This window comes from Frateuria sp. (genome assembly GCF_035695185.1).
Classification (GTDB): domain Bacteria; phylum Pseudomonadota; class Gammaproteobacteria; order Xanthomonadales; family Rhodanobacteraceae; genus Frateuria_A.
In genome coordinates this window covers 12643-35967 of record NZ_DASSES010000087.1, presented here as the reverse complement: position 1 = coordinate 35967, position 23325 = coordinate 12643, and the positions used below count along the sequence as shown (strand labels likewise).

Below are 23325 nucleotides of genomic sequence, written 5' to 3'. Positions count from 1 at the left end.
CCCACGGCCGCCTGAGCCTGATCCACGCCAAGGGCGAGCCGATGTACGGCATCGGCGGCTTCGACGCGACGGAGCCTGCCACCGCCGGTCTGCTGCGCGATGGCTACCGCACGGTGACCGCGGGCGAACAAGGCCATGCCGGTGCACCGTTCGTGTGGAGCACCGCCGGCTACGGCGTGCTGATCGATGGCGTGGGCGGCCAGATCGCGCTGGGCGACACGCGCATCGACGCGCACATGTTCGACGGCGGCGTCGATTACTACGTGTTCCTGGGCGACCCGCACGCCATCTTCGGCGCGCTGGCGAAAGTGAGTGGCCGCAGCCCCTTGTTCCCCAAGTGGGCGATGGGCTTCACCAACAGCCAGTGGGGCATCGACCAGAAGGAACTGCTGGACATCGTCGAGGGCTACCGCGCGCGGCACATTCCGCTGGACAACTTCACGCTCGACTTCGACTGGAAGGCGTGGGGCCAGGACAACTACGGCGAGTTCCGCTGGAACCAGGACAAGTTTCCCGACGGCGACAGCGGAAAACTCAAGGAGCTGCTCGACGCGCAGGGCGTCCACCTGACCGGCATCATGAAGCCGCGCATCCACGTCGACACGGTCGAGGGGCGCGAAGCCACCGAGCACGGCTACTGGCTCGCCCAGAGCGATCCGGCGCCGGACTATTTTTCCGGCAAGACGGTGCGCGAACTCGACTTCGCCGACCCGGCCGCGCGTGCCTGGTTCTTCAACGCGGCGCTGAAGCACTCGTTCCAGACCGGCATCGTGGGCTGGTGGAACGACGAGGCCGACGACGTCGCCGTCGACCTGCAGCACATGGACATGCAGCGCGCGCTCTACGACGGCCAGCGCGCCATTTCCGACCTGCGCGTGTGGTCGCTCAACCGCAACTTCTACCTCGGCGCGCAGCGCTATGCCTACGGCCTGTGGTCGGGCGACATCCGCACCGGCTTCGCCAGCATGGCCGGCCAGCGCCAGCGCATGCTCAGCGCGATCAACGTGGGCGCCATGCAGTGGGGCATGGACGGCGGCGGCTTCAAGGGCGGCACGCCGACGCCGGAAAACTACGCGCGCTGGATCCAGTTCGGTGCATTCACGCCGGTGTTCCGCGTGCACGGCGAACTGGGCCAGCACCGCCAGCCGTGGGTGTACGGGCCGGTCGCCGAGAAGGCCGCCACCGCCGCGATCCGCCTGCGCCAGTCGCTGGTTCCCTACATCTACAGCTACGAACACAAGCGCCGTGCGTCCGGCATCGGCCTGGTCCGCCCGCTGCTGTTCGACTGGCCGAACGACGCCAACGTGCGCAACGAGGTCGATGCCTGGCTGTTCGGCGACAGCCTGCTGGTGGCGCCGGTGGTCGAGCAGGGCCAGACGGTCAAGCCGGTCTACCTGCCGGCGGGCGAGTGGATCGACTGGTTCAGCGGCAAGCACTACGCCGGCGGCCAGACCATCGAACACAAGACCGACGCCCAGCACTGGAGCGACATCCCGCTGTACATCCGGGAGGGCGCCATCATCCCGGTCGCCCCGCCGATGGACTACGTCGGCCAGCACCCGCTCACCGAACTGGAGGTGGAACTGTTCCCCGCCGCGCAGGCCAGCCAGTTCGACTACTACGACGACGACGGCAGGACCTACGGCTACGAGCAGGGCAGGTATTTCCTGCAGTCGATGCGGCTGCAGGGACAGCGGGGCAGCGTGGACTTCGCCCTCGCTCCGCCGCAGGGCAGCTTCGAGCCCGCGCTCAAGTCCTGGCTGCTGAAGTTCCACGGCAAGCCGGCGCAGGCGGTCGACAGCGACGGCCGTGCGCTGGAGGGCTTCGCCAGCGTCGCCGCCCTGCGCGCCTCGGCCGACGACGGCTGGGCCGTGGGCGAGGACCGCTTCGGTCCGGTGACCTGGGTCCGGGTGGTGGCCGGCAAGGGCCAAACCATCACGCTGGACGTGAAAGAGTAGGCCGTAGCATCGGCCGCCGACCGCCGGCGTCCGTTCCGCGCAAGCGGGGTCCGCCCGGTCCCGGCACAAGCCGGGCACGGATTCCCGCCTGCCCGGACGGAAGGTTCGACGCTTCATGTTCACCACCGGGAGGTACGTGGCATGCGCAACAACCAACGAACGGTCCGCCGCTGCAAAGCCATCGCGGTCCTCGCGGCCCTGCTGCTCTACGCCCTGCCCTCGAGCGCCCTGCTGGCGGCCAGCAACGACGGCAACGTCGAGTGGAGCGGCCTGTTCCATGACCAGGGGCCGCTGTTCGACAACCACGTCGAGCCCACGGCCAGCCAGTCGGTCACGTTGACGCTGCGCACCTTCAAGGGCGACATCACCAGCGCCAACATCAAGTACTACGACAGCGCCGACGGCCAGTTCCACTGGATCGCGATGAACTGGGCGGCCAACGATCCCACCGGCACCTTCGATTACTGGAAGGGCACCGTGCCGGCCAGCGCCTCGGAGAAGTACTACCGCTTCCAGGTCAACGACGGCAGCGCCACCGCCTGGCTCAACGCCGCGGGCACCAGCTCGGCCGAACCGAGCTCGGGCGACTTCTTCATCGTGCCGGGCTTCACCACCCCTGCGTGGATGAAGAACGGCGTGATCTACCAGGTCTTCCCCGACCGCTTCTACAACGGCAACACGGCCAACGACGTGACCGACGGCCAGTACAGCTACGCCGGCTGCGCCACCGAGAAGCACGCCTGGGGGACCGGCGTGGCGTCCCGTGCCAGCGGCTGCAACAGCGCGGTGTTCTTCGGCGGCGACCTGGCCGGCGTCGACCAGAAACTCGGCTACATCAAGAACACCCTCGGCGCGGACATCCTCTACCTCAACCCGATCTTCCTCTCGCCGACCAACCACAAGTACGACACCGAGGACTACATGAAGGTCGACCCGGCCTTCGGCAGCAACAACACGCTGCAGGCGCTGATCGCCGACGTGCACAGCAGCGGCAACGGGCCCCGGGGCTATGTGCTGCTCGACGGCGTGTTCAACCACACCGGCGACACCGAGGCCTGGTTCGACCGCTATCACTGGTCGAGCGTGACCGGCGCCTACGAGTCGCAGTCGAGCAGCTACTACGGCTGGTACACCTTCCAGTCGTGGCCCGGCAGCTATTCCGGCTTCTTCGGCATCGCCAGCATGCCCAAGCTCGATTACGGGAGCAGCGGTTCGGCGGTGCGCAATGCGATCTACGGCAGCGGCACCTCGGTAGTGCAGACCTACCTGAAGGCGCCCTATGCGATCGACGGCTGGCGCCTGGACGCCGCCCAGTACCTGGACGCCAACGGTGGCGACGGCTCCGACGCGACCAACCACCAGATCATGGCCGAGCTGCGCGCCGCGGTGAAATCGGTCAACCCCGACGCCGATATCCTGGGCGAGTTCTGGGGCAACGCCGGGCCGTGGACCGACAACGGCACCGAATGGGACGGTGCCATGAACTACGACGGCTTCATGCAGCCGGTCTCCGAATGGATCACCGGTCGCGACTACGGCAACGGCGCCGCCGCCATTCCCGTGAGCCAGTTCGACAGCTGGCTGCGCGGCACCCGCGCCAACTACCCGACCAACGTGCAGCAGACCATGAGCAACGCGTTGGGCAGCCACGACACCACCCGCTTCGGCACGCGCGCCGGCGGCGACATCTGGAAGACCTACCTCGCGTTGATCTTCCAGATGACCTATGTCGGCACGCCGACCATCTACTACGGCGACGAATACGGCATGCAGGGCGGCGCCGATCCCGACAACCGGCGCACGTTCGACTGGACCGTGGGCAGCGCGACCAACAGCGCGGTGGCGCTCACCCACAAGCTGATCGCCATCCGCAACGCCTACCCGGCCCTGCGCACCGGCTCGTTCATGACGCTGCTCACCGACGACAACTCGAAGCTGTACGCCTACGGCCGCTTCGATGCCGGCAACCGCATCGCGGTGGTGCTCAACAACGATCCGGTCACGCATTCGGTCACCATGCCCGTCTGGCAACTCAGCGTCGCCGACGGCAGCCACCTGGTCGACCAGATCTCCGGCACGTCGTATACGGTGCAGAACGGCCAGGTCACGCTCGACGTGAACGGCCACTACGGCGCCATCCTGGCGCAATGAGGGAGTCCAAGCGCACATGCTGAGCCTGTTGCTGATGGCCTCGATGGCCGCCGGTCCCGACCTCCCCGAAGCCGCCTGGCACGACGGCCTGGACTGGCATGGCGTGCACGTCTCGATGCAACGCAATGGCGGAGATGGCTATCTGCTCGAATGGCCGACGGGCAAGCGGGTGATCCCCGCGCCCCCGCTCCGGGTCGCCACCGCCAGCCCGCTGTTCGATGGCCTCTATGCCATGGCTCAGGACGACTTGAGGCAGGACTCGGTGGAAGCCATCCGGGATGGCGCATTCGACCACGGCCAACCGATTCCCTGCCTGTGCTTCGAGACCGGCGAGAAGTGGCCCTATGTCTGGACACGCGATCTCTCCTACGCGATCGACCTGGGGCTCTGGCGCTTCGATGCCCGCCGCTCGCGCAACGGACTGGCGTTCAAGCTCTCCGACGTGCGGGTGCCCGCCGCGCCGCAGGGCCTGTACGTGATGCAGGACACCGGCTCGGGCGGCAGCTGGCCGATCAGCACCGATCGCATCGTGTGGTTCCTCGGCGCGCGGCACCTGCTGGACGATGCCGGCTTCGCCGACCAGGCGGGACGGGCGCTGGCCGACACGCTGGCACAGGACCGGCAATACGCCTTCGACCCGGCCTTCGGGCTCTATCGCGGCGAAACCTCGTTCCTGGACTGGCGCGAGCAGACCTACCCTGCCTGGACGGCCGACAACGTGCGCTTCATCGCGCAGTCCTTCGCGCTGTCGACCAATGTCCTGCACTATCAGGCCTTGCGCATGGCCGCCGAGCTGGCGGACCGGCACCGCGACCCGCGGGCGGCCGGCTACCGCACCCAGGCCGAAGCGCTGAAGGCGGCCATCAACCGTCACTTCTGGCGTGCCGACCGTGGCCTCTACATGAGCTACATCGGCGGCGACGGGCTGCCGGTGGAGGCCTACGACCTGCTCGGCACGTCGCTGGCGATCACCAGCGGCGTGGCCGACCCGGCGCGCGCGCGCCAGGCACTGGCCAACTATCCCACCTGGCCCGCCGGCAGCCCGGTCGTCTGGCCCGAGCGCGCCGACCAGCCGATCTACCACAATCGCGCGATCTGGCCGTTCGTCAGCGCCTACGCGCTGCGCGCGGCGCGGGCGGTCGACGACCCGGCGCGCATCGCGCACGAGATCCGCTCGGTCGTCCGCGGCGCGGCACTCGCCGGCTCCAACATGGAGAACTACGAGCTGCTCACCCAGGGTGTCCACCTCGACGACGGACCGCGGAGCGGCCCGGTGGTCAATTCGCCGCGCCAGCTGTGGTCGGTGGCCGGGTTCCTCGACGTGGCGATCGAGGGCGTCTTCGGGCTGGCCGGCGACGGCCGCGTCGAGCCCAAGCTGCCGGTCTCGCTAGTCCCGATGCTGTTCGGCGACAGCGACCACATCGACCTGCAGACGCAGGACCGCCGCATCACCCTGCGCCGCCCCGCCAGGCTCGACGGCAACCTGCTGGTCGCGGATGCCACCGAGCAGCAGGGTGACCAGACGGTCATCACACTCAAGGCCATCACGGTGCCGGAGCACGCGCTGCGCAGCGACGCCCCCCTGTATGCACCAGCCACGCCGCCCGCGCCTGACGTCGAGGCGGACGGCGACCAGTGGCGCGTGCGCAGTCCGGGCAAGGGCGTGCTGTACGTCAATGGCCGCCGTCACGGGACCCTCGACACCAGCGCGACGCTGCCCCGCACCGGAAAGCTCCAGTGCATCCGCGTGACCCACCTCGGCGCCGATGGCGTCGAGTCGCTGCCCAGCCCCGAGGTGTGCCCTGGCAGGATGGACCACGTCGCCGGCGCCTGGCCGCGCGGCTGGACGGCGCCCGCCACCGGCCGCTATCGGGCCATGCTCGACTACGCCAATCCGCACGGGCCGATCAACACCGGCATCACCGCCGCGGTGAAGTGGCTGGTCGTCGACTGCGGCGAGGACACGCCGCAGCGGCTGCCGCTGGTGATGCCGCACAGCGTGGGGCGCCAGCCATCCACCTGGGGCGATTTCACGGCGAAGGCCGGCCAGCGCTGCCGCTTCCGCCTGGACGACGGCTTCAACATGAGCTACCTGCGTCACAACGCCCACTACACCGGTGGCGCGGGGGGCGATGCAGGATCGCTCAACCAGGCTGACGTCGGCGACCTGCTGATAGCGCCGCTTTGAACCCTGCCCCTTGCAGGAGCGCACCTGGGCGCGACCCGCTCCATGGCGGTCGCGCACAAGTGCGCTCCTCGAAGACCTTCGCTGACGGAACCCCTGGATGAGCAACAAACCCACCCTGTCCTTCTGGCAGATCTGGAACATGTGTTTCGGCTTCCTGGGGATCCAGTTCGGCTTCGCCCTGCAGAACGCCAACGTCAGCCGCATCTTCCAGAGCCTGGGCGCGGACGTGGCCGACATCCCGATCCTGTGGGTGGCCGCACCGCTGACCGGCCTGATCGTGCAACCGATCATCGGCCACCTGTCCGACCGCACCTGGAACCGGCTGGGCCGGCGCCGGCCGTACTTCCTGGCCGGCGCGGTACTGACCACGCTGGCCCTGTTGTGGATGCCCAACGCCCCCACGCTGTGGGTCGCCGCCGGCCTGCTGTGGATCATGGACGCCTCGATCAACGTCTCGATGGAGCCGTTCCGCGCCTTCGTCGGTGACCAGCTGCCGCCGCGCCAGCGGCCGCTGGGGTATGCCATGCAAAGCTTCTTCATCGGTATCGGCGCGGTGGTCGCCTCCGCCCTGCCCTGGCTGCTGGCGAAACTCGGCGTCGCCAACGTGGCAGCCGCAGGCGGCGTGCCGGACACGGTGAGGTACGCCTTCTATGCCGGTGGCGTGGTGCTGCTCGGCGCCGTGCTGTGGACCATCGTCACCAGTCCGGAGTACCCGCCACGGCAGCTGCGCGAACAGGCCGACGAGGCTCCGGCCGAGCTGCCGGTGGATAACGCGCATGCCTGGCGGCCTGGCGCGGTGCTGTTGGCGCTGGGCGCGGCCCTGCTGGTGGCAATCGGTCACTTCGGGCTGGAGAAGGAGCTGTACCTGCTCGGTGGCGGCCTGGTCGTGTCCGGCCTGCTGTTCGTCTGGCTGGCGTTCGCGCGTGGCCATGGCATGGCCCAGCAGGTGATGAGCGACCTGTACGGCATGCCCGCGCCGATGCGCCGGCTGGCCTGGGTGCAGTTCTTCTCCTGGTTCGCACTGTTCGCGATGTGGATCTACACCACCCAGGGGGTGGCGCAGAGCTTCTTCGGCAGCACCGACACCGCCAGCGCGGCCTACAACGAAGGCGCCAACTGGGCCGGGGTGCTGTTCGCGGTCTACAACGGCGTGGCGGTGCCGGCAGCAGTGCTGATCCCGTGGATGGTGCGCCGCTGGGGGCTGCGCATCAGCCACCTGGTGAACCTGTTCCTGGGCGGCGCCGGCCTGCTCTCCTTCGTGGTCTTGCACGACCCGCGCTGGCTGGTCGTCTCGATGGTCGGCGTGGGCTTCGCCTGGGCCTCGATCCTGTCCCTGCCCTACGCGCTGCTGTCGGACAACCTGCCCGCGGCCAAGATGGGCGTGTACATGGGCATCTTCAATTTCTTCATCGTGATCCCGCAGCTGCTGGCCGCCAGCGTGCTGGGCCTCCTGCTCAGGACCTTCTTTCACGGCCAGCCGATCTGGGCGCTGGCGCTGGGTGGCGCAAGCCTGCTGGTCGCCGGCCTGTGCACCCTGCGCGTGCACGAACCGGACATGGCGCCCGCGGTGCAAGCCGCATAAGGCGCGCGCCACGCAACACCTCAAGGACGCAGCATGAGACTCAAGTTCGCCACGACCTCCCTGGCACTGGCCCTCGGCCTGGGCACCGCCCATGCGGGCACCGCGCCGCGCGCGTTCTACGGCACCGATGCGCCGTTCGCCGCCGACGCCATCTACTTCGTGATGACCGACCGCTTCGTCGACGGCGACCCGTCCAACGACCACCGCGACCAGGGCGGCGCGCACCCCACCTTCGACATTCCGGTGCCGGGCGCGCCCAGGGGCGGGAGCGCGAACATCGGCTACCTGGGCGGCGACTTCAAGGGCGTGCTGGACAACGCCGGCTACATCCGCGCCCTGGGTTTCGGTGCGGTATGGATCACCCCGATCGTGGACAACCCTGACCAGGCCTTCACCGGCGGCGATCCGGTGTACTGGGGCTCGAAGTTCTCCGACCGCGGCAAGACCGGCTTCCACGGCTACTGGGGGATCGATTTCTACAGGGTCGACGAACACCTGCCGAGCAAGGATCTGGACTTCGCCCAGTTCACCGCCGGCATGCACAAGGCGGGTCTGAAGGTGGTGCAGGACATCGTGCTCAACCACGGCTCGCCCGCGTTCACCATGCCGGTGCGCCAGCCGCAGTTCGGCCAGATCTTCGACGAACACGGCAAGCTGGTCGCCGACGAACAGAACCTGCCACCCTGGCAGCTCGACCCGCGCGACAACCCGCTGCACCGCTTCTACCACGCGTACGAAGACCTGGCGCAGCTGTCCAACAACGACGATGCCAACCCGGCGGTGCTGGACTATTTCACCGGCGCCTACCTCAAGTGGATCGGCCAGGGCGCCGACGCCTTCCGCATCGACACCATCAACCACATGTCGACCACGTTCTGGCGCCAGTTCTCCGCGCGCATCCGGGCCAGGCATCCGGGCTTCTTCATGTACGGCGAAGCGTTCGACTACAGCCCCGACGACATCGGCAAGTACACCTGGGCGAAGAACGGCGGCATCAGCGTGCTCGACTTCCCGCAGCAGCAGGTGATCAAGGCCGTGTTCGAGCACCCGGGCAGCGACTACGGCCTGCTTGAGTCGAAGCTCTACCTCGCCAACGGCCCCTACGCCAACCCCTACGAGCTGGTCACCTTCTACGACAACCACGACATGGCGCGCATGGATGCCGACGACCATGGTTTCATCGACGCCGACAACTGGCTGTTCACCGCCCGCGGCATCCCGGCCCTCTACTACGGCTCGGAAACCGGCTTCGAGCGCGGGCGTGCCGAGCACCAGGGCAACCGCAACTACTACGGCCAGGCACGCATCGACGTGGCGGGCAGGAGCCCGATCTACCGCCAGCTCAAGCGCATCGCCAACCTGCGGGCGCGCACGCCGGCGCTGCAGCGCGGATTGATGCTGGTCGAGCACATGGCCGGCGACCAGGCCGCCTTCTACCGGGTCTACCAGAAGGACGGCGTGCACCAGATCGCGCTGGTGCTGCTCAACAAGGGCGACAAGGCCGCGCGCTTCCAGGTGGCGAAGTATCTTCAGCCGGGCCGCTGGCAGGCGGCGCTGGGTGGCCAGGCGGTGGACGTGGCGCAGGGCGGCGCACTCGAGGCCAGCGTGGGACCGCACGACGTGTCCGTGTACTTGCTCGACGCACCGGTCACCCGCGGCGATCTGGTGGCCGAACTGACCCGGCTGATGCACGACAAGCGCCATCCGGATGAGTGATCACCTGGAGGTGTCGGCGTTCGCCGGCCGCGTCCGTCTGGGGCGACGGCCCCGGAGCCGCATGCGCCGCTTCCTGGCGCGGCAGGGCTTCGCCGCGCTGTTGTTGCTCCCCTGCGCATCACCTGCGCAGGTGCGGAAACTCGAACTGGACGCGCCGGCCTTCGCCCCCGAGCGCCTCCACGTCACGGTCTATCTCCCGCCGGGCTACGCGCGGTCGAACGCCCGCTATCCCGTGCTGTATGCCAACGACGGCCAGGACATGCAGGCGGTGGGGCTGCAGGCGACGCTCTCGAAGCTGTACGGCGAGCACGCCATCGAGCCGCTCATCGTCGTCGCGGTCGACATGCTGAAGGACCGCGCCAGCGGCTACGGACTTTCCGATCGCGCGCGCGGCCGGAGCGTGGTCGGCGGATCGCGGATCGGTGCCATCGGCATCAAGGCAGCCGACTACTCGTCCTGGCTGGCCACCGCCCTGGTGCCCTACGTGGATGCCCACTACCGCACGCGCGCCGATGCCCGCCAGCGCACGGTGATGGGCTGGTCGCTGGGGGCGCTGAACGCGTTCAACCTGGGCTGGCAGTACCCGCGGGTGTTCGGCAAGGTCGGCGCAATGTCGCCGTCGTTCTGGCTGGCGGGCGACCGCAGCGGCGCGACCGCGGTGCAGCGCAGCCGGCTGGCGCAGGCCATGGTCGACCGCGGTCCGAAGCGCGCGGGGCTGAAGTTCTGGTTCGCCGCGGGCACCGCCGAGGAAACGAACGACCGCGACCGCGACGGCGTGATCGATGTGGTCGACGACCTGCAGGATCTGGTTGAGGGGTACCGGGGCAACGGCGTGCGGCGGCGCGGCCTGCGCCAGCTCGGCTACTCGACCACGGGCACGGATCCGGACGTCACCGTCTTCCTGCTGCCAGGCGGGCACCACCAGCAGGCCTCGTGGGCGAAGATGCTGCCGGTATTCCTGCGCTGGGCCTTTCCCTCCCGCGCACCGTCCCCGTAGGCGCCCCCTGGGCGCGACCGGATCGCCCGGTGGCGGCCACGTCCGTTCCTACCGGGGCCGCACGCTCGACTGCCGCACCATCAGCTTCACCGGCAACATCTGGCTCTGTGCCGGCTCGCCGCGGATCATCCTGAGCAGGTTGTCGACCAGTACCTCGCCGGCGCTGCGCGTATCCTGCAGCACGGTGGTGAGCGGGGGGGTGGCGAAGCGCGCCATGGGAATGTCGTCGAAACCGGCCACCGGCACGTCCGTCGGCACCTTGTAGCCCTGTTCGGCGAGCGCACGCATGGCGCCGATGGCGATCAGGTCGCTGGCGGCGAATACGGCATCGAACGGAGCGCCGCTGGCGAGCAGCCTGGACATCGCGTCGTGGCCGCACGGCTGGGTGCTTTCAGCGTCGATCTGCAAGGCCTGGTCCACCTCAAGCCCGGCCTGCTGCAGGGCGTCGGCGTAGCCGCGGTAGCGCTCGAAGAACTCCGGATAGTGGCTGGAGGCGTCGCCCAGGAAGGCGATCCGCCGGCAGCCCTGTTCGACGAAATGCCGCGCCACCGCCTGGCCGCCGCTGAAGTTGTCGCAGCCGACCGATACGCCCGGCTGGTCCGGCTGCACCGCTCCCCAGCGCACGAAGCGCGTGCCGATCGCCACCAGTTTTTCCAGCCGCGCGCGATAGGCCAGGTAGTCGCCGTAGCCGAGCAGGATGATGCCGTCGGCCTTCTTGCTGTCGGCGTAGTCGGCGTGCCAGTCGGTCGAGAATTGCTGGAACGAGACCAGCAGGTCGTAGCCCTGCTGTGCGCAGGCACGGGTGATCGAGCCCAGCATCGAGAGGAAGAACGGGTTGATGTTCGAGCCGTCGGTGGTGGGATCCTCGAACAGCAGCAGCGCCAGCGTGCCCGAATGCTGCAGCCGCAGGTTGGAGGCGTTCTTGTCGACCTTGTAGCGCAACTGCTCCGCGGCGGCGCGGATGCGCTCGCGGGTTTCCTCGCTGACCAGCGGGCTGCCGCGCAACGCGCGCGAAACCGTTGCCTGGGAAACCCCCGCCAGGTGGGCGATGTCGATCGACGTCGCTTTGGCCTTGCTCACTGCCTGGAAACCTCTGGTACTGCCGCCGCCGACAACATTACCATCGGCCGGTCGCGCTGTGCCGGTGCCCATGCATACGTATTCAGGCGGACGGCAACCGCGGCAACGGCCAGACTCGCACTACTGTCGTCCTGGGGCATGGGGGAAAGAACGGATGAGTACGCGGGAGACGCCAGTCGACCTGGCGCTGGAGCAACGGGCCACGGCCCGCATCGTGCTGATTGCCGCCGCGGCGGCGCTCGGCGGCTTTCTTTTCGGATTCGACACCGCGGTCATCAACGGTGCCGTGGAGGCGATCCGTGGCGGCTTTCAGCTAGACGCGGCGCGCATCGGCCTGGCCGTGTCCTGCGCCCTGCTCGGCTCGGCCGCCGGCGCCTGGTACGCCGGCACGCTGGCCGACCGGCTGGGCCGCGTGCGCACCATGCAGGTCGCCGCCCTGCTGCTGGCGGCGAGCGCGGTCGGCTCGGGGCTGGTGACCGGCATGTGGGACCTGATCCTGTGGCGCGTGGTCGGCGGCATCGGCGTGGGCATGGCCTCGGTGATCGCGCCGACCTACATCGCCGAAGTCTCGCCGGCGCACGTGCGCGGGCGGCTCGGCTCGCTGCAGCAGCTGGCGATCGTGCTCGGCATCTTCGCCGCGCTGCTTTCCGATGCGTGGCTGGCCAGCACCGCCGGCGGTGCTTCCGCGCCGTTGTGGTTCGGGCTGGCCGCCTGGCGCTGGATGTTCCTGGCCGCGACGATCCCGGCACTGGTCTACGGCGCGCTGGTGCTGGGCGTACCCGAATCACCCCGCCACCTGGTCGCCCGCGGGCGCATGGCCGAAGCGCGCGAGGTGCTGCGCCAGGTGCTGGCGATGCGCAGCGAGACCGCGCTGGACTACAAGCTGGGCGACATCGAGCGCAGCCTGAAGATGGAATACCGGCCACGGCTGCGCGATCTGCGGGGGCCGAGCCTGGGGCTGTTGCCGGTGGTGTGGGTCGGCATCCTGCTGTCGGTGTTCCAGCAGTTCGTCGGCATCAACGTGATCTTCTACTACTCCTCGGCGCTGTGGCATTCGGTCGGCTTCAGCGAGGCCGATGCGTTCTCGATCACGGTGATCACCTCCATCGTCAACGTGCTGGTGACGCTGGTCGCCATCGCGCTGGTCGACAAGCTCGGGCGCAAGCCGCTGCTGACCGTCGGGTCGGCGGGCATGGCGGTCACCCTGGCGCTGATGGCGTGGTGTTTCTCGCAGTCGATCGGCAGCGGTGCCGACCTGAGCCTGCCGGCGCCCTGGAACATGGTCGCGCTGGTGGCCGCCAATGCCTACGTGGTGTTCTTCGGGCTGAGCTGGGGGCCGATGGTGTGGGTGCTGCTGGGCGAAATGTTCCCCAACCGCATCCGCGCCGTGGCGCTGGCCGTGGCCGCCGCCGCCCAGTGGCTGGCCAACTTCCTGATCACCTCGACCTTCCCGGCGCTGGCCGAGGTCGGGCTGAGCTTCGCCTACGGCCTGTACGCCGCGTTCGCGCTGATCTCGCTGCTGTTCGTGGTGTTCGCGGTGCGCGAGACCAAGGGCATGGAGCTGGAGGACATGCCCGGCTGAGCTTTCTTGCAGGAGCGCACCTGTGCGCGACCGCCATGCCCCGGGGTCGCGCACAGGTGTGCCTCCTGCAGTGGTTCCGGCAAAGGTGCCTACGGTTGTTGTTTCGGCAACGCGTAGGCGATCAGCGAATCGCCGATCTTGGTCCCCAGCGACCGGTGCCCACCGGCCATCACCACCACGTACTGCCGGCCGGTGCGTTCGGAGACGTAGGTCATCGGCGTCGCCTGGCCGCCCGCCGGCAGGCGCGCCTGCCAGAGTTTCCTTCCGGTGCGCACGTCGTAGGCGCGCAGGTAGGAATCGAGCGTACTGCTGAGGAACGCCACCCCGCCGGCCGTGACCATCGGTCCGCCGAGGCTCGGCACGCCCAGCGGCAGGGGGATCCCCAGCGGGGCCTGGTCCTGGATGGTGCCGTTCTTGTGCATCCAGACCGTCTTCATGGTGGTCAGGTCCACCGCGGCCAGATAGCCCCACGGCGGTGCCTGGCAGGGCACGCCCAGCGGCGACAGCAGCGGGTGCAGGTCGACGGCGAACGGCGTGCCCCGCATCGGCTGCAGGCCCTGTTCGCTGCCGCCGCTTTTCGTCCCCTTCGCTTCCCCGCGCGGGTAGAGCCTGGACACGAACGCCATGTAGCTCGGGTTGAGGATGGCCACCTGGCGGACCGGGTCGACCGCGATGCCGCCCCAGTCGAAGATGCCGTAGTTGCCCGGGTAGATCAGCGATCCGCGCACCGAGGGGGGCGTGAAGATGCCCTCGTAGCGGTACCTGCGGAAGGTGATGCGGCAGATCAGCTGATCGTAGGGCGTGGTGCCCCACATGTCGGCCTCGCGCAGCCGACGCTCGGGCATGAAGGTGAGCGCGGAGAACGGCTGGGTCGGCGAGACGTGGTCGCCCTTGGCCGCACCCTGCGGCACCGGCCGTTCGGGCGCGGGCACCAGCAGGTGGCCATCGCGCCGGTCCAGCACGTAGATGTCGCCGCGCTTGGTCGAGGCCACCAGCGCCGGCACCTTCCCCTGCGGCGTGTCCAGGTCGACCAGGGTCGGCTGGCCGCCGACGTCCATGTCCCACAGGTCGTGATGCACGGTCTGGTAGACCCAGCGCACCTGGCCCGAGGCGATATCCAGCGCCACGATCGCACTGCTGTACCGCTCCGCGTTGGGGTCGCGCCGTCCACCCCAGATGTCGGGCGTCTGGTTGCCCATCGGCAGATAGACCAGGCCAAGCTTCTCGTCGACGCTGAACACGCTCCAGGCATTGGGTGAGTTGCGGATGTAGGTCTGCCCCGGCGGCAGGGGCCGGGTCCGGCCTGGCTCGGACGGGTCGAAGTTCCACAACAGCCGGCCGGTGTCGATGTCGTAGCCCCGGACCACGCCGGACGGCTCGTTGGTCGAGGCGTTGTCGGTGACACTGGCGCTGGCGATCAGCACGTGACGCGTGACCGTCGGCGGCGAGGTCGGGTTGAGGAAGCCCGGCTTCCTGACCGGCTGGTCGTTGTACAGATGGATCACGCCGTTGCGGCCGAAGTCCCGGCACGGCTGGCCGTTGTCGGCGTTGATCGCCACGATGGTGGCATCGGCGGTGGGCGCGAAGATGCGCCGCGGGCAGGTGTCGACCTTGATCGCCGTGGGGGCCACCGCGCCGGCCGGCGTGGGCGCGGACGCCGCGGCGGCCAGTCCGCGGTCGGCCGGCAGCCCCATCGCCACGGCCTGCGCGGCATAGGCGCCGGAGTCGTAGTAGGCCACGCCGCGGCAGATCATGTGCTGGTAGTTCTTCGCGTCGCGGTTGATCTTCGGATCGAAGCGCCAGAGCTCGCGGCCGGTATCCGGATCCAGCGCGATGACGATGTCGTGCGGCGTGCACAGGTACAGCATGCCGTTGGCCTTGAGTGGCGTGACCTCGTTGGCGATCTCCTTCGGATCGCCCGGGCCGGGGAAATCGCCGGTATGGAAGGTCCATGCCACCTTCAGCCGGTCGACGTTCGCCGGCGTGATCCGCGTGGCCGGCGAGTAGCGATCGCCGTAGCCGGAATGGCCGTAGGCGATCCAGTCCCCTGGCTTGGCAAACGGCGCCGGCGCCACGCCGGTGGCCTTCATCCGGGCGGTGGCGAGCTCGCCCGGGTGATCGTGCGGCGAGTGGAACAGCGATGCGAGCCCCACTGCCAGCGCGAGCACCACGGTGACGCCGATCGCCCAGCGCCCACCGCGCAGCGACCCGTCCGGCACGGCGCGGTGCGCGGCATCGACGGTTCCCAGCCGCCGGTTGACGAACGGCAACCAGAGCCACAGCGCCAGGGCGAACCACAGGTCCAGCCGCGGCAGCAGTTGCCACCAGTCCAGCCGCACCTCGACCACCGCCCACACCGTGCTGCCGAGCAGCACCAGCGCATACAGCCACAACGCCAGCGTGCGCCCGAGCGCCAGCAGTACGCCGGTGGCCGCCACGCTCACCCCGGCCAGCAGGTAGTACCAGCTGCCGCCGAGCGCGAGCAGCCAGATGCCTCCGGCGGCGAGCGCGATGCCCAGGAAGATGAAGAGGATGCCGGTGACGAACAGCACCGGACCGGAACGCGACAGGCGGGCCAAGGGTTTCTCCGGGAGCGCGGCAAGCGCCGCGAGGGAGTCCCGGATATAGCACCGGTCCCGGATAGACCGCGTTGACGCAAGAAAAAGGCCGGCAGTGCCGGCCTTGGAATGGCGCCCCCGATACGATTCGAACGTACGACCTTCCCCTTAGGAGGGGGACGCTCTATCCAGCTGAGCTACGGGGGCGAGGCGCGGATTTTGGCATGGATGCGCCGCCGGCGCGATTCTCCGGGCGATCCGTGCAGGACCCACCTGCGGCAGAGCCGCAAAGGAAGCCCCCGGACCACCCTGCTAGAATGGTCGTTTCGCAATAGTCCGGTGCCGCAAGGTGCCCGACCACAAGGAGTCACGCATGTCCCACGATATTCTCAAGGCGCTCGGCCTGGGCGAGTCGCAGTCCGGCACCTACCTCGGCAACGGCGAGTGGTCGAAGACCACGGACGCCGGCACGCTGCAGCCGAAGAACCCGGCTACCGGCGAGGTGATCGCCTCGGTGCACGCCTCCAGCGCGGCCGACTACGAGACGATCGTCAAGCGCGCGCAGGAAGCCTTCAAGGTCTGGCGCACCACCCCGGCGCCGCGGCGTGGCGAGGCCGTGCGCCTGTGTGGCGAGGCGCTGCGCAAGCACAAGGACGCGCTTGGGAGCCTGGTCGCGCTCGAGATGGGCAAGATCAAGCCCGAGGGCGACGGCGAAGTGCAGGAGATGATCGACATCGCCGATTTCGCCGTTGGCCAGAGCCGCATGCTCCACGGTTACACCATGCACTCGGAGCGCCCGGGCCACCGCATGTACGAGCAGTACCAGCCGCTGGGCCTGGTTGGCATCATCAGCGCGTTCAACTTCCCGGTCGCGGTGTGGGCGTGGAACGCCATGCTGGCCGCCGCCTGTGGCGACATTTCCATCTGGAAGCCCTCGCCCAAGACGCCGCTCTCGGCGATCGCCACCATGAAGATCTGCAACGAGGCGCTGAAGGACGCAGGCTTCCCCGACATCTTCTTCCTGTTCAACGACGCCGGCACCGAGCTCTCGCAGGCATTCGTGGATGACAAGCGCATCCCGCTGATCAGCTTCACCGGCTCCACCAAGGTCGGCCGCCAGGTCGGCGAGCGCGTGGCGCGCCGCATGGGCCGCTCGCTGCTGGAGCTGGGTGGCAACAACGCGATCATCCTGGATGAGACAGCCGACCTGAAGCTGGCCATCCCCGGCATCGTGTTCGGCGCCGTCGGCACCGCCGGCCAGCGCTGCACCACCACCCGCCGCCTGTTCGTGCACGAGTCGATCTTCGACAACGTGCTCGATACCCTGGTCGGCGCGTACAAGCAGGTCGAGGGCAAGATCGGCGACCCGACCCTGGCCACCACCCTGATGGGCCCGCTCAACAGCCCGGAGGCCGTGCAGGGCTACCTGGCCGCGATCGAGAAGGCCAAGGCCGCCGGCGGCACCGTGCGCACCGGCGGCGCCGCGCTGACCGACCGCAAGGGCAACTTCGTGCTGCCGACCATCATCACCGGGGTGAAGAACTCCGACGAGGTGGTGCAGACCGAGACCTTCGCGCCGATCCTGTACGTGATGCCGTTCAAGACGCTGGACGAGGCCATCGAGATGCAGAACGACGTGCCGCAGGGCCTGTCTTCGGCGATCTTCACCAACAACCTGCGCGCGGCCGAGCAGTTCCTGTCGTCGGCCGGCTCGGATTGCGGCATCGCCAACGTCAATATCGGCACCTCCGGCGCCGAGATCGGCGGTGCATTCGGCGGCGAGAAGGAAACCGGCGGCGGCCGCGAGTCGGGCTCCGACGCGTGGAAGGCCTATATGCGCCGCCAGACCAACACCATCAACTACTCCGACGCGCTGCCGCTGGCGCAGGGCATCAAGTTCACGGTGTAAACCGCTAAGCCTCTCCCCCGGCCCAGCCGGGGGAGAGGCCCTTGGGCGGGTGCCTCCCGCCCAAGGTTCCGCGGCACCGTCGTCGTTCGGGCGCGAGGGCAACGAGGGCCGCAGCAGACAAGCGCGACTGCGACCACCATTCCTCCTGCGCCAGTGCCAGAATCGCCTTCGATCCCGCTCGCGCGGAATCAACACCGGGACGGCGATTCCCGTCTCCCAACCGACGCACCGCGAGGAATGACGCCATGAACGCAACGCCTCCCGCCCATCCCACCACCAGCGCCATGGCCGTGGTCAGCCTCATTTTCGGCATCGCGTCCTGGTGCGTGCTGCCCGTGCTCGGTGCCATCGTGGCGGTCATCTTCGGCCACCTCGCCCGGGGCGAGATCCGCCGCGCGCCAGGCCGGCTGGAGGGCGATGGCCTGGCGGTCATCGGCCTGGTGCTGGGCTACGTGCAGCTGGCTTTCGGCCTGATCGTGCTGATGTTCGCCATCGCCGCGATCGTGCTCGGCCTTTCGATCGGGTTCGGCTCGTCGTTCTTCCACTGATGCCCGGCGCCTTCGACTTCACCGGCTACCGCGTGCTGGTCGCCGGCGGCAGCAAGGGGATCGGCCACAGCATGGCGCTGGCCTTTGCGCAGGCCGGTGCGGCGGTATCGATCTGCGCCCGCGGCGAAGCGGCACTGGAAGCGGCACGAAAGGAACTGGCCGCCTTCGGCCATCCCACGCATGCGGCCCGCTGCGACCTCGCCGATGCGCGTGCCATCGCCACCTACGTCGAAAGCGCCGCCACGGCACTGGGCGGCATCGACGTGCTGGTCAACAACGCCAGCGGCTACGGCTTCAGCGACGACGACGAGAGCTGGGTGCGCGGCTTCGAAGTCGACCTGATGGCCGCCGTGCGCGCCTCGCGCGCCGCCCTGCCCCATCTGGGTGCCTCCCCGCACGCCTCGATCCTGCACACCAGTTCCATCGCCGCCTTCCATCCGCGCCGCCACGGCGCACCCTATGCCGCCGTGAAGGCCGCGCTCAGCCAGTACACGACCTCCCAGGCGCTGGCGCTGGCCGGGCAGCGCATTCGTGTCAACGCCATTGCCCCGGGCTCGATCGAATTTCCCGACGGCCTGTGGGACCGCCGCCGGCGCGAGGAGCCGGCGCTGTACGCGGCCACGCTGGCGAAGATTCCTTTCGGGCGCTACGGGCGACCGGAGGAGGTCGCCCGGGCCGCCTTGTTCCTCGCCTCGCCTTACGCCAGCTGGATCACCGGCCAGACGCTGTGTGTCGACGGCGGCCAGGGCCTGCTCGGCTGACGCGCACCGGCGCGACCGGAAACCGGACGATGCAACGGACGCACGCCCCATGATCACCGTCGGCCTGCTGGCCTATGACGGCATGCAGGCGCTCGACCTGGCCGGGCCGCTGGACGTCTTCGGCGCCGCCAACGCGCTCGCGCCGGGGGCACCGCCCTATGCGTTGTGCACCATCGGGCTCCACCCCGGCGCCGCGCACGCGGAGAACGGCCTGGCCGTGCTGCCCACGCACACGCTCGAAGACGCGCTGCCGCTCGACACCCTGCTCATCCCGGGCGGGACCGGCAGCCGCGTGGTCGATGCCGACGCCCGGCTGCAGCACTGGCTGTGCGAACGGGCGACACGCACCCGCCGCATCGTCTCCGTATGTACCGGCCTGTACGTGCTCGCGGCCAGCGGCCTGCTGCACGGCCGCCGCGTGACCACCCACTGGCGGTTCGCCGACGACATTGCGCGGCGCTACCCCGGCCTGCGGGTCGAAGCGGACCGGCTGTTCCTGCGCGACGGGCCGTTCGCGACCTCCGGTGGACTGACCGCCGGCCTCGACCTCGCCCTCGCGCTGATCGAGGAGGATCTCGGCGCACCGGCCGCACTGGAGGTGGCACGGCACCTGGTGATGTACGTCAAACGACCCGGCAACCAGGCGCAGTTCTCCGCGCCGCTGGCCGCACAGGTGCAGGGCAACGGCCGCATGGGTTCGCTGGTCGAGTGGATGCTCGCCCACCTGCATGGCGAGCTGACGGTCGAGCGCCTGGCCGATCAGGCGGCCATGAGCACGCGCCATTTCCGGCGCACGTTCGTGGCCGTCTTCGGGATGACCCCCGCCCGCTTCGTGGAGCGGCTCCGCCTGGAGCAGGCGTGCCTGCGGCTGACCGGCAGCCGCGCGTCGATCGAGCGGATTGCGGCGGGCGTGGGCTTTCGAAGCTCCGACGCGTTCCGGCGGGCGTTCCGCGCACGCTATGGCGCCACGCCCCAGCAGTACCGCGAACGTTTCTCCAGCTGAAGCCTGGCCGGATTCGTCGGACTTCCGTCCCGCGCGCAGGCACCGCCATCGGCACACTGCACGCAGCCGACAGGAGGGACCCCCATGAAGCACCCGTTACGTCTTGCCGCCCTGGCGCTGCTGCCTGCACTCGCCCTGGCAGGCCCTGCGCCCACCGACGCGCCGCCACACCCAGGGATGATCAAGGTCGCCTTCGCGATCAGCCGGCACGTCAACGTGATGGACATCGCCGGCCCCTGGGAGGTCTTCGCGGACACCTCGGTGAAGGGCGTCGACGGGGCGGAGGTCGCGCCGTACACGTTGTATACCGTCTCCTCCGATACCCGGCCGCTTGCCAGCGCCGGTGGCAAGCAGGCCCGCCTGACCCTCACCCCGGACTACGATTTCGACCACGCGCCGGTACCGGACATCGTCGTGGTGCCGGCGCAGATGGGCGGCCCGGAACTGGAGGCCTGGCTCAAGCGCATCCATGCCCGGCACATCACCGTCATGTCCGTCTGCACCGGTGCATTCGAGCTGGCCAGGGCGGGCCTGCTGGACGGCAAGCGGGCCACCACGCACCACTGGTACTTCGGCAATCTCACGCGCGACTTCCCGGCGGTGACGCTGGTCAAGCAGGTGCGTTACGTGCAGGCCGATCCCACCACCTTCACCGCCGGCGGGCTGACTTCCGGCGTCGACCTGGCATTGCACCTCGTCGACCAGCGGTTCGGCCGGGACGTCGCCCAGCAGACCGCCGATTTCATGGAATACCTGGGCACCGGCTGGAAGACCAACGCGGGCATCTCGCCGCTGGCCTTGCCGGTGACACGCCAGGACTGGAGCGGCAGGCTCGATGGACGGACCGAGGTGGTTCTGCACCAGGTGACCTACGGCGCCAGCCCCACGTTCACCTTCGACATCCCGTCCGAACACATCGCCGATGCGCCCGCCTCGCTCGTCGGCAAGGGCAAGGAGGCGCAGCTGAGCATCGCCCTGCCCGGCCACGCCGCGACGTTCGCCGGACACATGGCGACCGATGGCAAGTCGGTGACGGGCACCTTCCGCCGTGATGGCCACTCGCAGGCGTTGACCCTGACCCAGCAGCGCGCCGCCGACTGATCCCGCGACCAGCCCGCGCCGGGAACGCCGGCGCCCGCCGGCCTCGCTGATACAATCGCGGCTCGCCCCACGACGAGCCGCCATGTACGACATCCTGCGCCCGCTGCTGTTCGCGCTCGACCCCGAGACGGCGCACCGGCTCACCCTGTATGGCCTGGGCGTGGCGCACCGCAGCCACCTGCAGCGCTTCGTCGCCGCGCCCGTGGCGGACCTGCCGGTCACCGCGTTCGGGCTGCGCTTTCCCAACCCCGTCGGCCTGGCCGCTGGCCTGGACAAGAACGGCGACCATCTGGACGAACTCGGCGCGCTCGGCTTCGGCTTCGTCGAGATCGGCACCGTCACGCCGCGCCCGCAAGCGGGCAACCCACGCCCGCGCATGTTCCGGTTGCCGGATCACGAGGCCATCATCAACCGGATGGGCTTCAACAACGACGGTGTCGATGCGCTGGTGCGCAATGTCGGGGCTTCCAGCTTCCGCGGCGTGCTGGGCATCAACATCGGCCGGAACAAGGACACCCCCAACGAGCGCGCGGTGGAGGACTACCTGTTCTGCCTGGAGCGCGTTTACGCCCACGCCAGCTACGTCACCGTCAACATCTCCTCGCCCAACACCCAGGGCCTGCGCGACCTGCAGGAAGAAGTCACGTTGCGGCGCTTCATCGAGACGTTGCGCGAGGCGCAGGAGCGGCTGGGCAGCCAGTCCGGCGCACGCAAGCCGATGCTGCTGAAGATCGCCCCCGACCTCGGCGAGTCCGAGTTGGACGGCATCGCCGAGGTGGTGCGCGCTACCGGCATCGACGGCGTGATCTGCACCAACACCACCATCGATCACAGCGCGGTTGCCGGCGATCCGCACGGACAGGAGGCCGGCGGGCTCTCCGGCAGGCCGCTGTTCGGCCGGTCCACCAAGGTGCTGCGCGGCATGCGTGCACGGCTGGGGCCGGAGATCCCGCTCGTCGGTGTCGGCGGCATCCTCGAGGGCAACGATGCGGCCGAGAAGCTCGAGGCCGGCGCCAACCTGGTGCAGGTCTACTCGGGCCTGGTCTTCCGCGGACCGCCGCTCATCGGCGAGTGCGTCGAGGAGATCCGGCGCCAGCGTGGAGCGGCCCATGCTGGCTGAGCGCATCGACATGGGCGGCTACACGCTGATCGAGAACGCGCCGCTGGTCGCGCGCAACACGCTGCGCGTGGCCGCACGCGCGCGGCTGCTGGCCGAGATCCGCGATGCCGCCAGGCTGCCCGAGCTGCTCGATTTCCCCGCCGTGCGCGATGGGGCGCTGCTGGTGCTGGGCGAAGGCAGCAACTTGCTGCTCACCGGCGACTTCGACGGCACCGTGATCGCGATGGCCACCCGCGGCGTGCAGGTCGAGCAGGACGGCGAGGTGGCGCGCATCGCGGTGGCCGCCGGCGAGCGCTGGGACGACTTCGTGCGCTGGACCCTCGGCCAGGGCTTCGCGGGCCTGGAGAATCTGATCCTGATCCCCGGCACGGTCGGCGCCGCGCCGATCCAGAACATCGGCGCCTACGGCACCGAGGTGGCCGAGTTCATCGAGAGCGTGGAGGCCTGGGACCTCGCCCAGGACCGCGTGGTCTCGCTGGACAACGCATCGTGCGCCTTTGCCTACCGCAACTCGCTGTTCAAGCGCGAGCCGGGTCGCTACATCGTCACCGCCGTGCGCTTCGCCCTGCCCCGCACGCGCGCGCTGCGCCTGGACTACGCCGGCATCCGCGAGGAGCTGGCGCGCATGGGCGTGGAGAAGCCGGCCCCCTTCCACGTCGCCGAAGCGGTCGTGCACCTGCGCACCCGCAAATTGCCCGACCCGGCCGTGATCGGGAACGCCGGCAGTTTCTTCAAGAACCCGATCGTCGAGGCGGCGCAGGGCGAGTCGCTCCAGCGCCAGCATCCCGGGCTGGTCGCCTGGCCCGGCAGCGACGGTCGCTGGAAGCTCTCCGCCGCCTGGCTGATCGAGGCCGCCGGCTTCAAGGGCCATCGCGAGGGCGATGCCGGCATCTCCAACCGCCACGCTCTGGTGCTGGTCAACCACGGCCGGGCCGGCGGCGCCGAGCTCTGGGCGCTCGCGCAACAGGTGATCGCGGGGGTCGAGGCGAAGTTCGGCGTGCGACTGGAGCCGGAACCGGTAGTGGTCTGAGGCGCGCCTGCCGAAAAACAGGAAGGCCACGCAGTGCGTGG

Annotated in this window: 16 protein-coding genes and 1 tRNA gene; 14 read left to right on the top strand and 3 right to left on the bottom strand. The window is 69.2% G+C overall.

Features of this window, described 5'->3' with window-relative positions; all coding sequences use genetic code 11:
• The 6 genes from VFH59_RS06220 to VFH59_RS06195 all read left to right on the top strand — a co-directional run.
• A partial coding sequence (locus VFH59_RS06220; RefSeq protein WP_325164023.1) for a TIM-barrel domain-containing protein occupies positions 1 to 1958 on the top strand: 1958 nt, incomplete at its 5' end.
• A gap of 141 nt (positions 1959 to 2099) precedes the next feature.
• Complete coding sequence (locus VFH59_RS06215) at positions 2100 to 4109, top strand: glycoside hydrolase family 13 protein (protein ID WP_325164022.1); 2010 nt, start codon at positions 2100 to 2102, stop codon at positions 4107 to 4109.
• A gap of 16 nt (positions 4110 to 4125) precedes the next feature.
• Complete coding sequence (locus VFH59_RS06210) at positions 4126 to 6297, top strand: Six-hairpin glycosidase-like protein (RefSeq protein ID WP_325164021.1); 2172 nt, start codon at positions 4126 to 4128, stop codon at positions 6295 to 6297.
• Between the two features lie 97 nt (positions 6298 to 6394).
• The gene (locus tag VFH59_RS06205; RefSeq protein ID WP_325164020.1) at positions 6395 to 7879 is read left to right on the top strand and encodes an MFS transporter; all 1485 of its coding nucleotides are present in this window, start codon (positions 6395 to 6397) and stop codon (positions 7877 to 7879) included.
• Between the two features lie 33 nt (positions 7880 to 7912).
• Positions 7913 to 9595 (top strand): alpha-amylase family glycosyl hydrolase, encoded by a 1683-nt coding sequence (locus VFH59_RS06200; protein ID WP_325164019.1) that lies wholly within the window; start codon positions 7913 to 7915, stop codon positions 9593 to 9595.
• 61 nt (positions 9596 to 9656) lie between these two features.
• Entirely contained in the window at positions 9657 to 10592 is a 936-nt protein-coding gene (locus VFH59_RS06195) for an alpha/beta hydrolase (RefSeq protein WP_325164018.1), read from the top strand.
• Between the two features lie 48 nt (positions 10593 to 10640).
• Here the strand turns inward: VFH59_RS06195 and VFH59_RS06190 are convergent, their stop codons facing one another.
• The gene (locus VFH59_RS06190) at positions 10641 to 11672 is read right to left on the bottom strand and encodes a LacI family DNA-binding transcriptional regulator (RefSeq protein WP_325164017.1); all 1032 of its coding nucleotides are present in this window, start codon (positions 11670 to 11672) and stop codon (positions 10641 to 10643) included.
• A gap of 154 nt (positions 11673 to 11826) precedes the next feature.
• Here VFH59_RS06190 and VFH59_RS06185 point away from each other — a divergent pair, with 154 nt between their 5' ends.
• Positions 11827 to 13254, top strand: coding sequence for a sugar porter family MFS transporter (locus VFH59_RS06185; protein ID WP_325164016.1), 1428 nt, complete (start codon positions 11827 to 11829; stop codon positions 13252 to 13254).
• Between the two features lie 89 nt (positions 13255 to 13343).
• Here the strand turns inward: VFH59_RS06185 and VFH59_RS06180 are convergent, their stop codons facing one another.
• The gene (locus VFH59_RS06180) at positions 13344 to 15833 is read right to left on the bottom strand and encodes a glucose/quinate/shikimate family membrane-bound PQQ-dependent dehydrogenase (protein WP_325164015.1); all 2490 of its coding nucleotides are present in this window, start codon (positions 15831 to 15833) and stop codon (positions 13344 to 13346) included.
• 109 nt (positions 15834 to 15942) lie between these two features.
• Positions 15943 to 16019, bottom strand: a tRNA-Arg gene (locus VFH59_RS06175).
• A 166-nt stretch (positions 16020 to 16185) separates the two neighbouring features.
• On the opposite strand from VFH59_RS06175, the gene VFH59_RS06170 reads away from it, so the two are divergent.
• From VFH59_RS06170 to murB, 7 genes are all read left to right on the top strand, one after another.
• Positions 16186 to 17721 (top strand): aldehyde dehydrogenase family protein, encoded by a 1536-nt coding sequence (locus tag VFH59_RS06170; protein WP_325164014.1) that lies wholly within the window; start codon positions 16186 to 16188, stop codon positions 17719 to 17721.
• A 245-nt stretch (positions 17722 to 17966) separates the two neighbouring features.
• Positions 17967 to 18269, top strand: coding sequence for a DUF4190 domain-containing protein (locus tag VFH59_RS06165; RefSeq protein WP_325164013.1), 303 nt, complete (start codon positions 17967 to 17969; stop codon positions 18267 to 18269).
• Positions 18269 to 19030, top strand: a complete 762-nt coding sequence (locus VFH59_RS06160) for an SDR family NAD(P)-dependent oxidoreductase (RefSeq protein ID WP_325164012.1) — start codon at positions 18269 to 18271, stop codon at positions 19028 to 19030. Before VFH59_RS06165 ends, VFH59_RS06160 begins: the two co-directional genes overlap by 1 nt.
• Positions 19031 to 19079: 49 nt before the next feature.
• Positions 19080 to 20033 (top strand): GlxA family transcriptional regulator, encoded by a 954-nt coding sequence (locus VFH59_RS06155; protein WP_325164011.1) that lies wholly within the window; start codon positions 19080 to 19082, stop codon positions 20031 to 20033.
• Positions 20034 to 20117: 84 nt separating this feature from the next.
• Positions 20118 to 21134 carry a DJ-1/PfpI family protein gene (locus tag VFH59_RS06150; RefSeq protein ID WP_325164010.1) on the top strand — a complete coding sequence of 339 codons (1017 nt, stop codon included), beginning with the start codon at positions 20118 to 20120 and terminating at the stop codon, positions 21132 to 21134.
• Between the two features lie 82 nt (positions 21135 to 21216).
• The gene (locus VFH59_RS06145) at positions 21217 to 22254 is read left to right on the top strand and encodes a quinone-dependent dihydroorotate dehydrogenase (RefSeq protein WP_325164009.1); all 1038 of its coding nucleotides are present in this window, start codon (positions 21217 to 21219) and stop codon (positions 22252 to 22254) included.
• A gap of 10 nt (positions 22255 to 22264) precedes the next feature.
• The gene (murB, locus tag VFH59_RS06140) at positions 22265 to 23284 is read left to right on the top strand and encodes a UDP-N-acetylmuramate dehydrogenase (protein ID WP_325164024.1); all 1020 of its coding nucleotides are present in this window, start codon (positions 22265 to 22267) and stop codon (positions 23282 to 23284) included.
• The last annotated feature ends 41 nt before the right edge of the window (positions 23285 to 23325 follow it).

Coding starts and splice junctions, on each gene's coding strand:
- VFH59_RS06215 (WP_325164022.1), top strand. CDS start 2,100: ATGCGCAACAACCAACGAACGGTCCGCCGCTGCAAAGCCATCGCGGTC.
- VFH59_RS06210 (WP_325164021.1), top strand. CDS start 4,126: ATGCTGAGCCTGTTGCTGATGGCCTCGATGGCCGCCGGTCCCGACCTC.
- VFH59_RS06205 (WP_325164020.1), top strand. CDS start 6,395: ATGAGCAACAAACCCACCCTGTCCTTCTGGCAGATCTGGAACATGTGT.
- VFH59_RS06200 (WP_325164019.1), top strand. CDS start 7,913: ATGAGACTCAAGTTCGCCACGACCTCCCTGGCACTGGCCCTCGGCCTG.
- VFH59_RS06195 (WP_325164018.1), top strand. CDS start 9,657: ATGCGCCGCTTCCTGGCGCGGCAGGGCTTCGCCGCGCTGTTGTTGCTC.
- VFH59_RS06185 (WP_325164016.1), top strand. CDS start 11,827: ATGAGTACGCGGGAGACGCCAGTCGACCTGGCGCTGGAGCAACGGGCC.
- VFH59_RS06170 (WP_325164014.1), top strand. CDS start 16,186: ATGTCCCACGATATTCTCAAGGCGCTCGGCCTGGGCGAGTCGCAGTCC.
- VFH59_RS06165 (WP_325164013.1), top strand. CDS start 17,967: ATGAACGCAACGCCTCCCGCCCATCCCACCACCAGCGCCATGGCCGTG.
- VFH59_RS06160 (WP_325164012.1), top strand. CDS start 18,269: ATGCCCGGCGCCTTCGACTTCACCGGCTACCGCGTGCTGGTCGCCGGC.
- VFH59_RS06155 (WP_325164011.1), top strand. CDS start 19,080: ATGATCACCGTCGGCCTGCTGGCCTATGACGGCATGCAGGCGCTCGAC.
- VFH59_RS06150 (WP_325164010.1), top strand. CDS start 20,118: ATGAAGCACCCGTTACGTCTTGCCGCCCTGGCGCTGCTGCCTGCACTC.
- VFH59_RS06145 (WP_325164009.1), top strand. CDS start 21,217: ATGTACGACATCCTGCGCCCGCTGCTGTTCGCGCTCGACCCCGAGACG.
- murB (WP_325164024.1), top strand. CDS start 22,265: ATGGGCGGCTACACGCTGATCGAGAACGCGCCGCTGGTCGCGCGCAAC.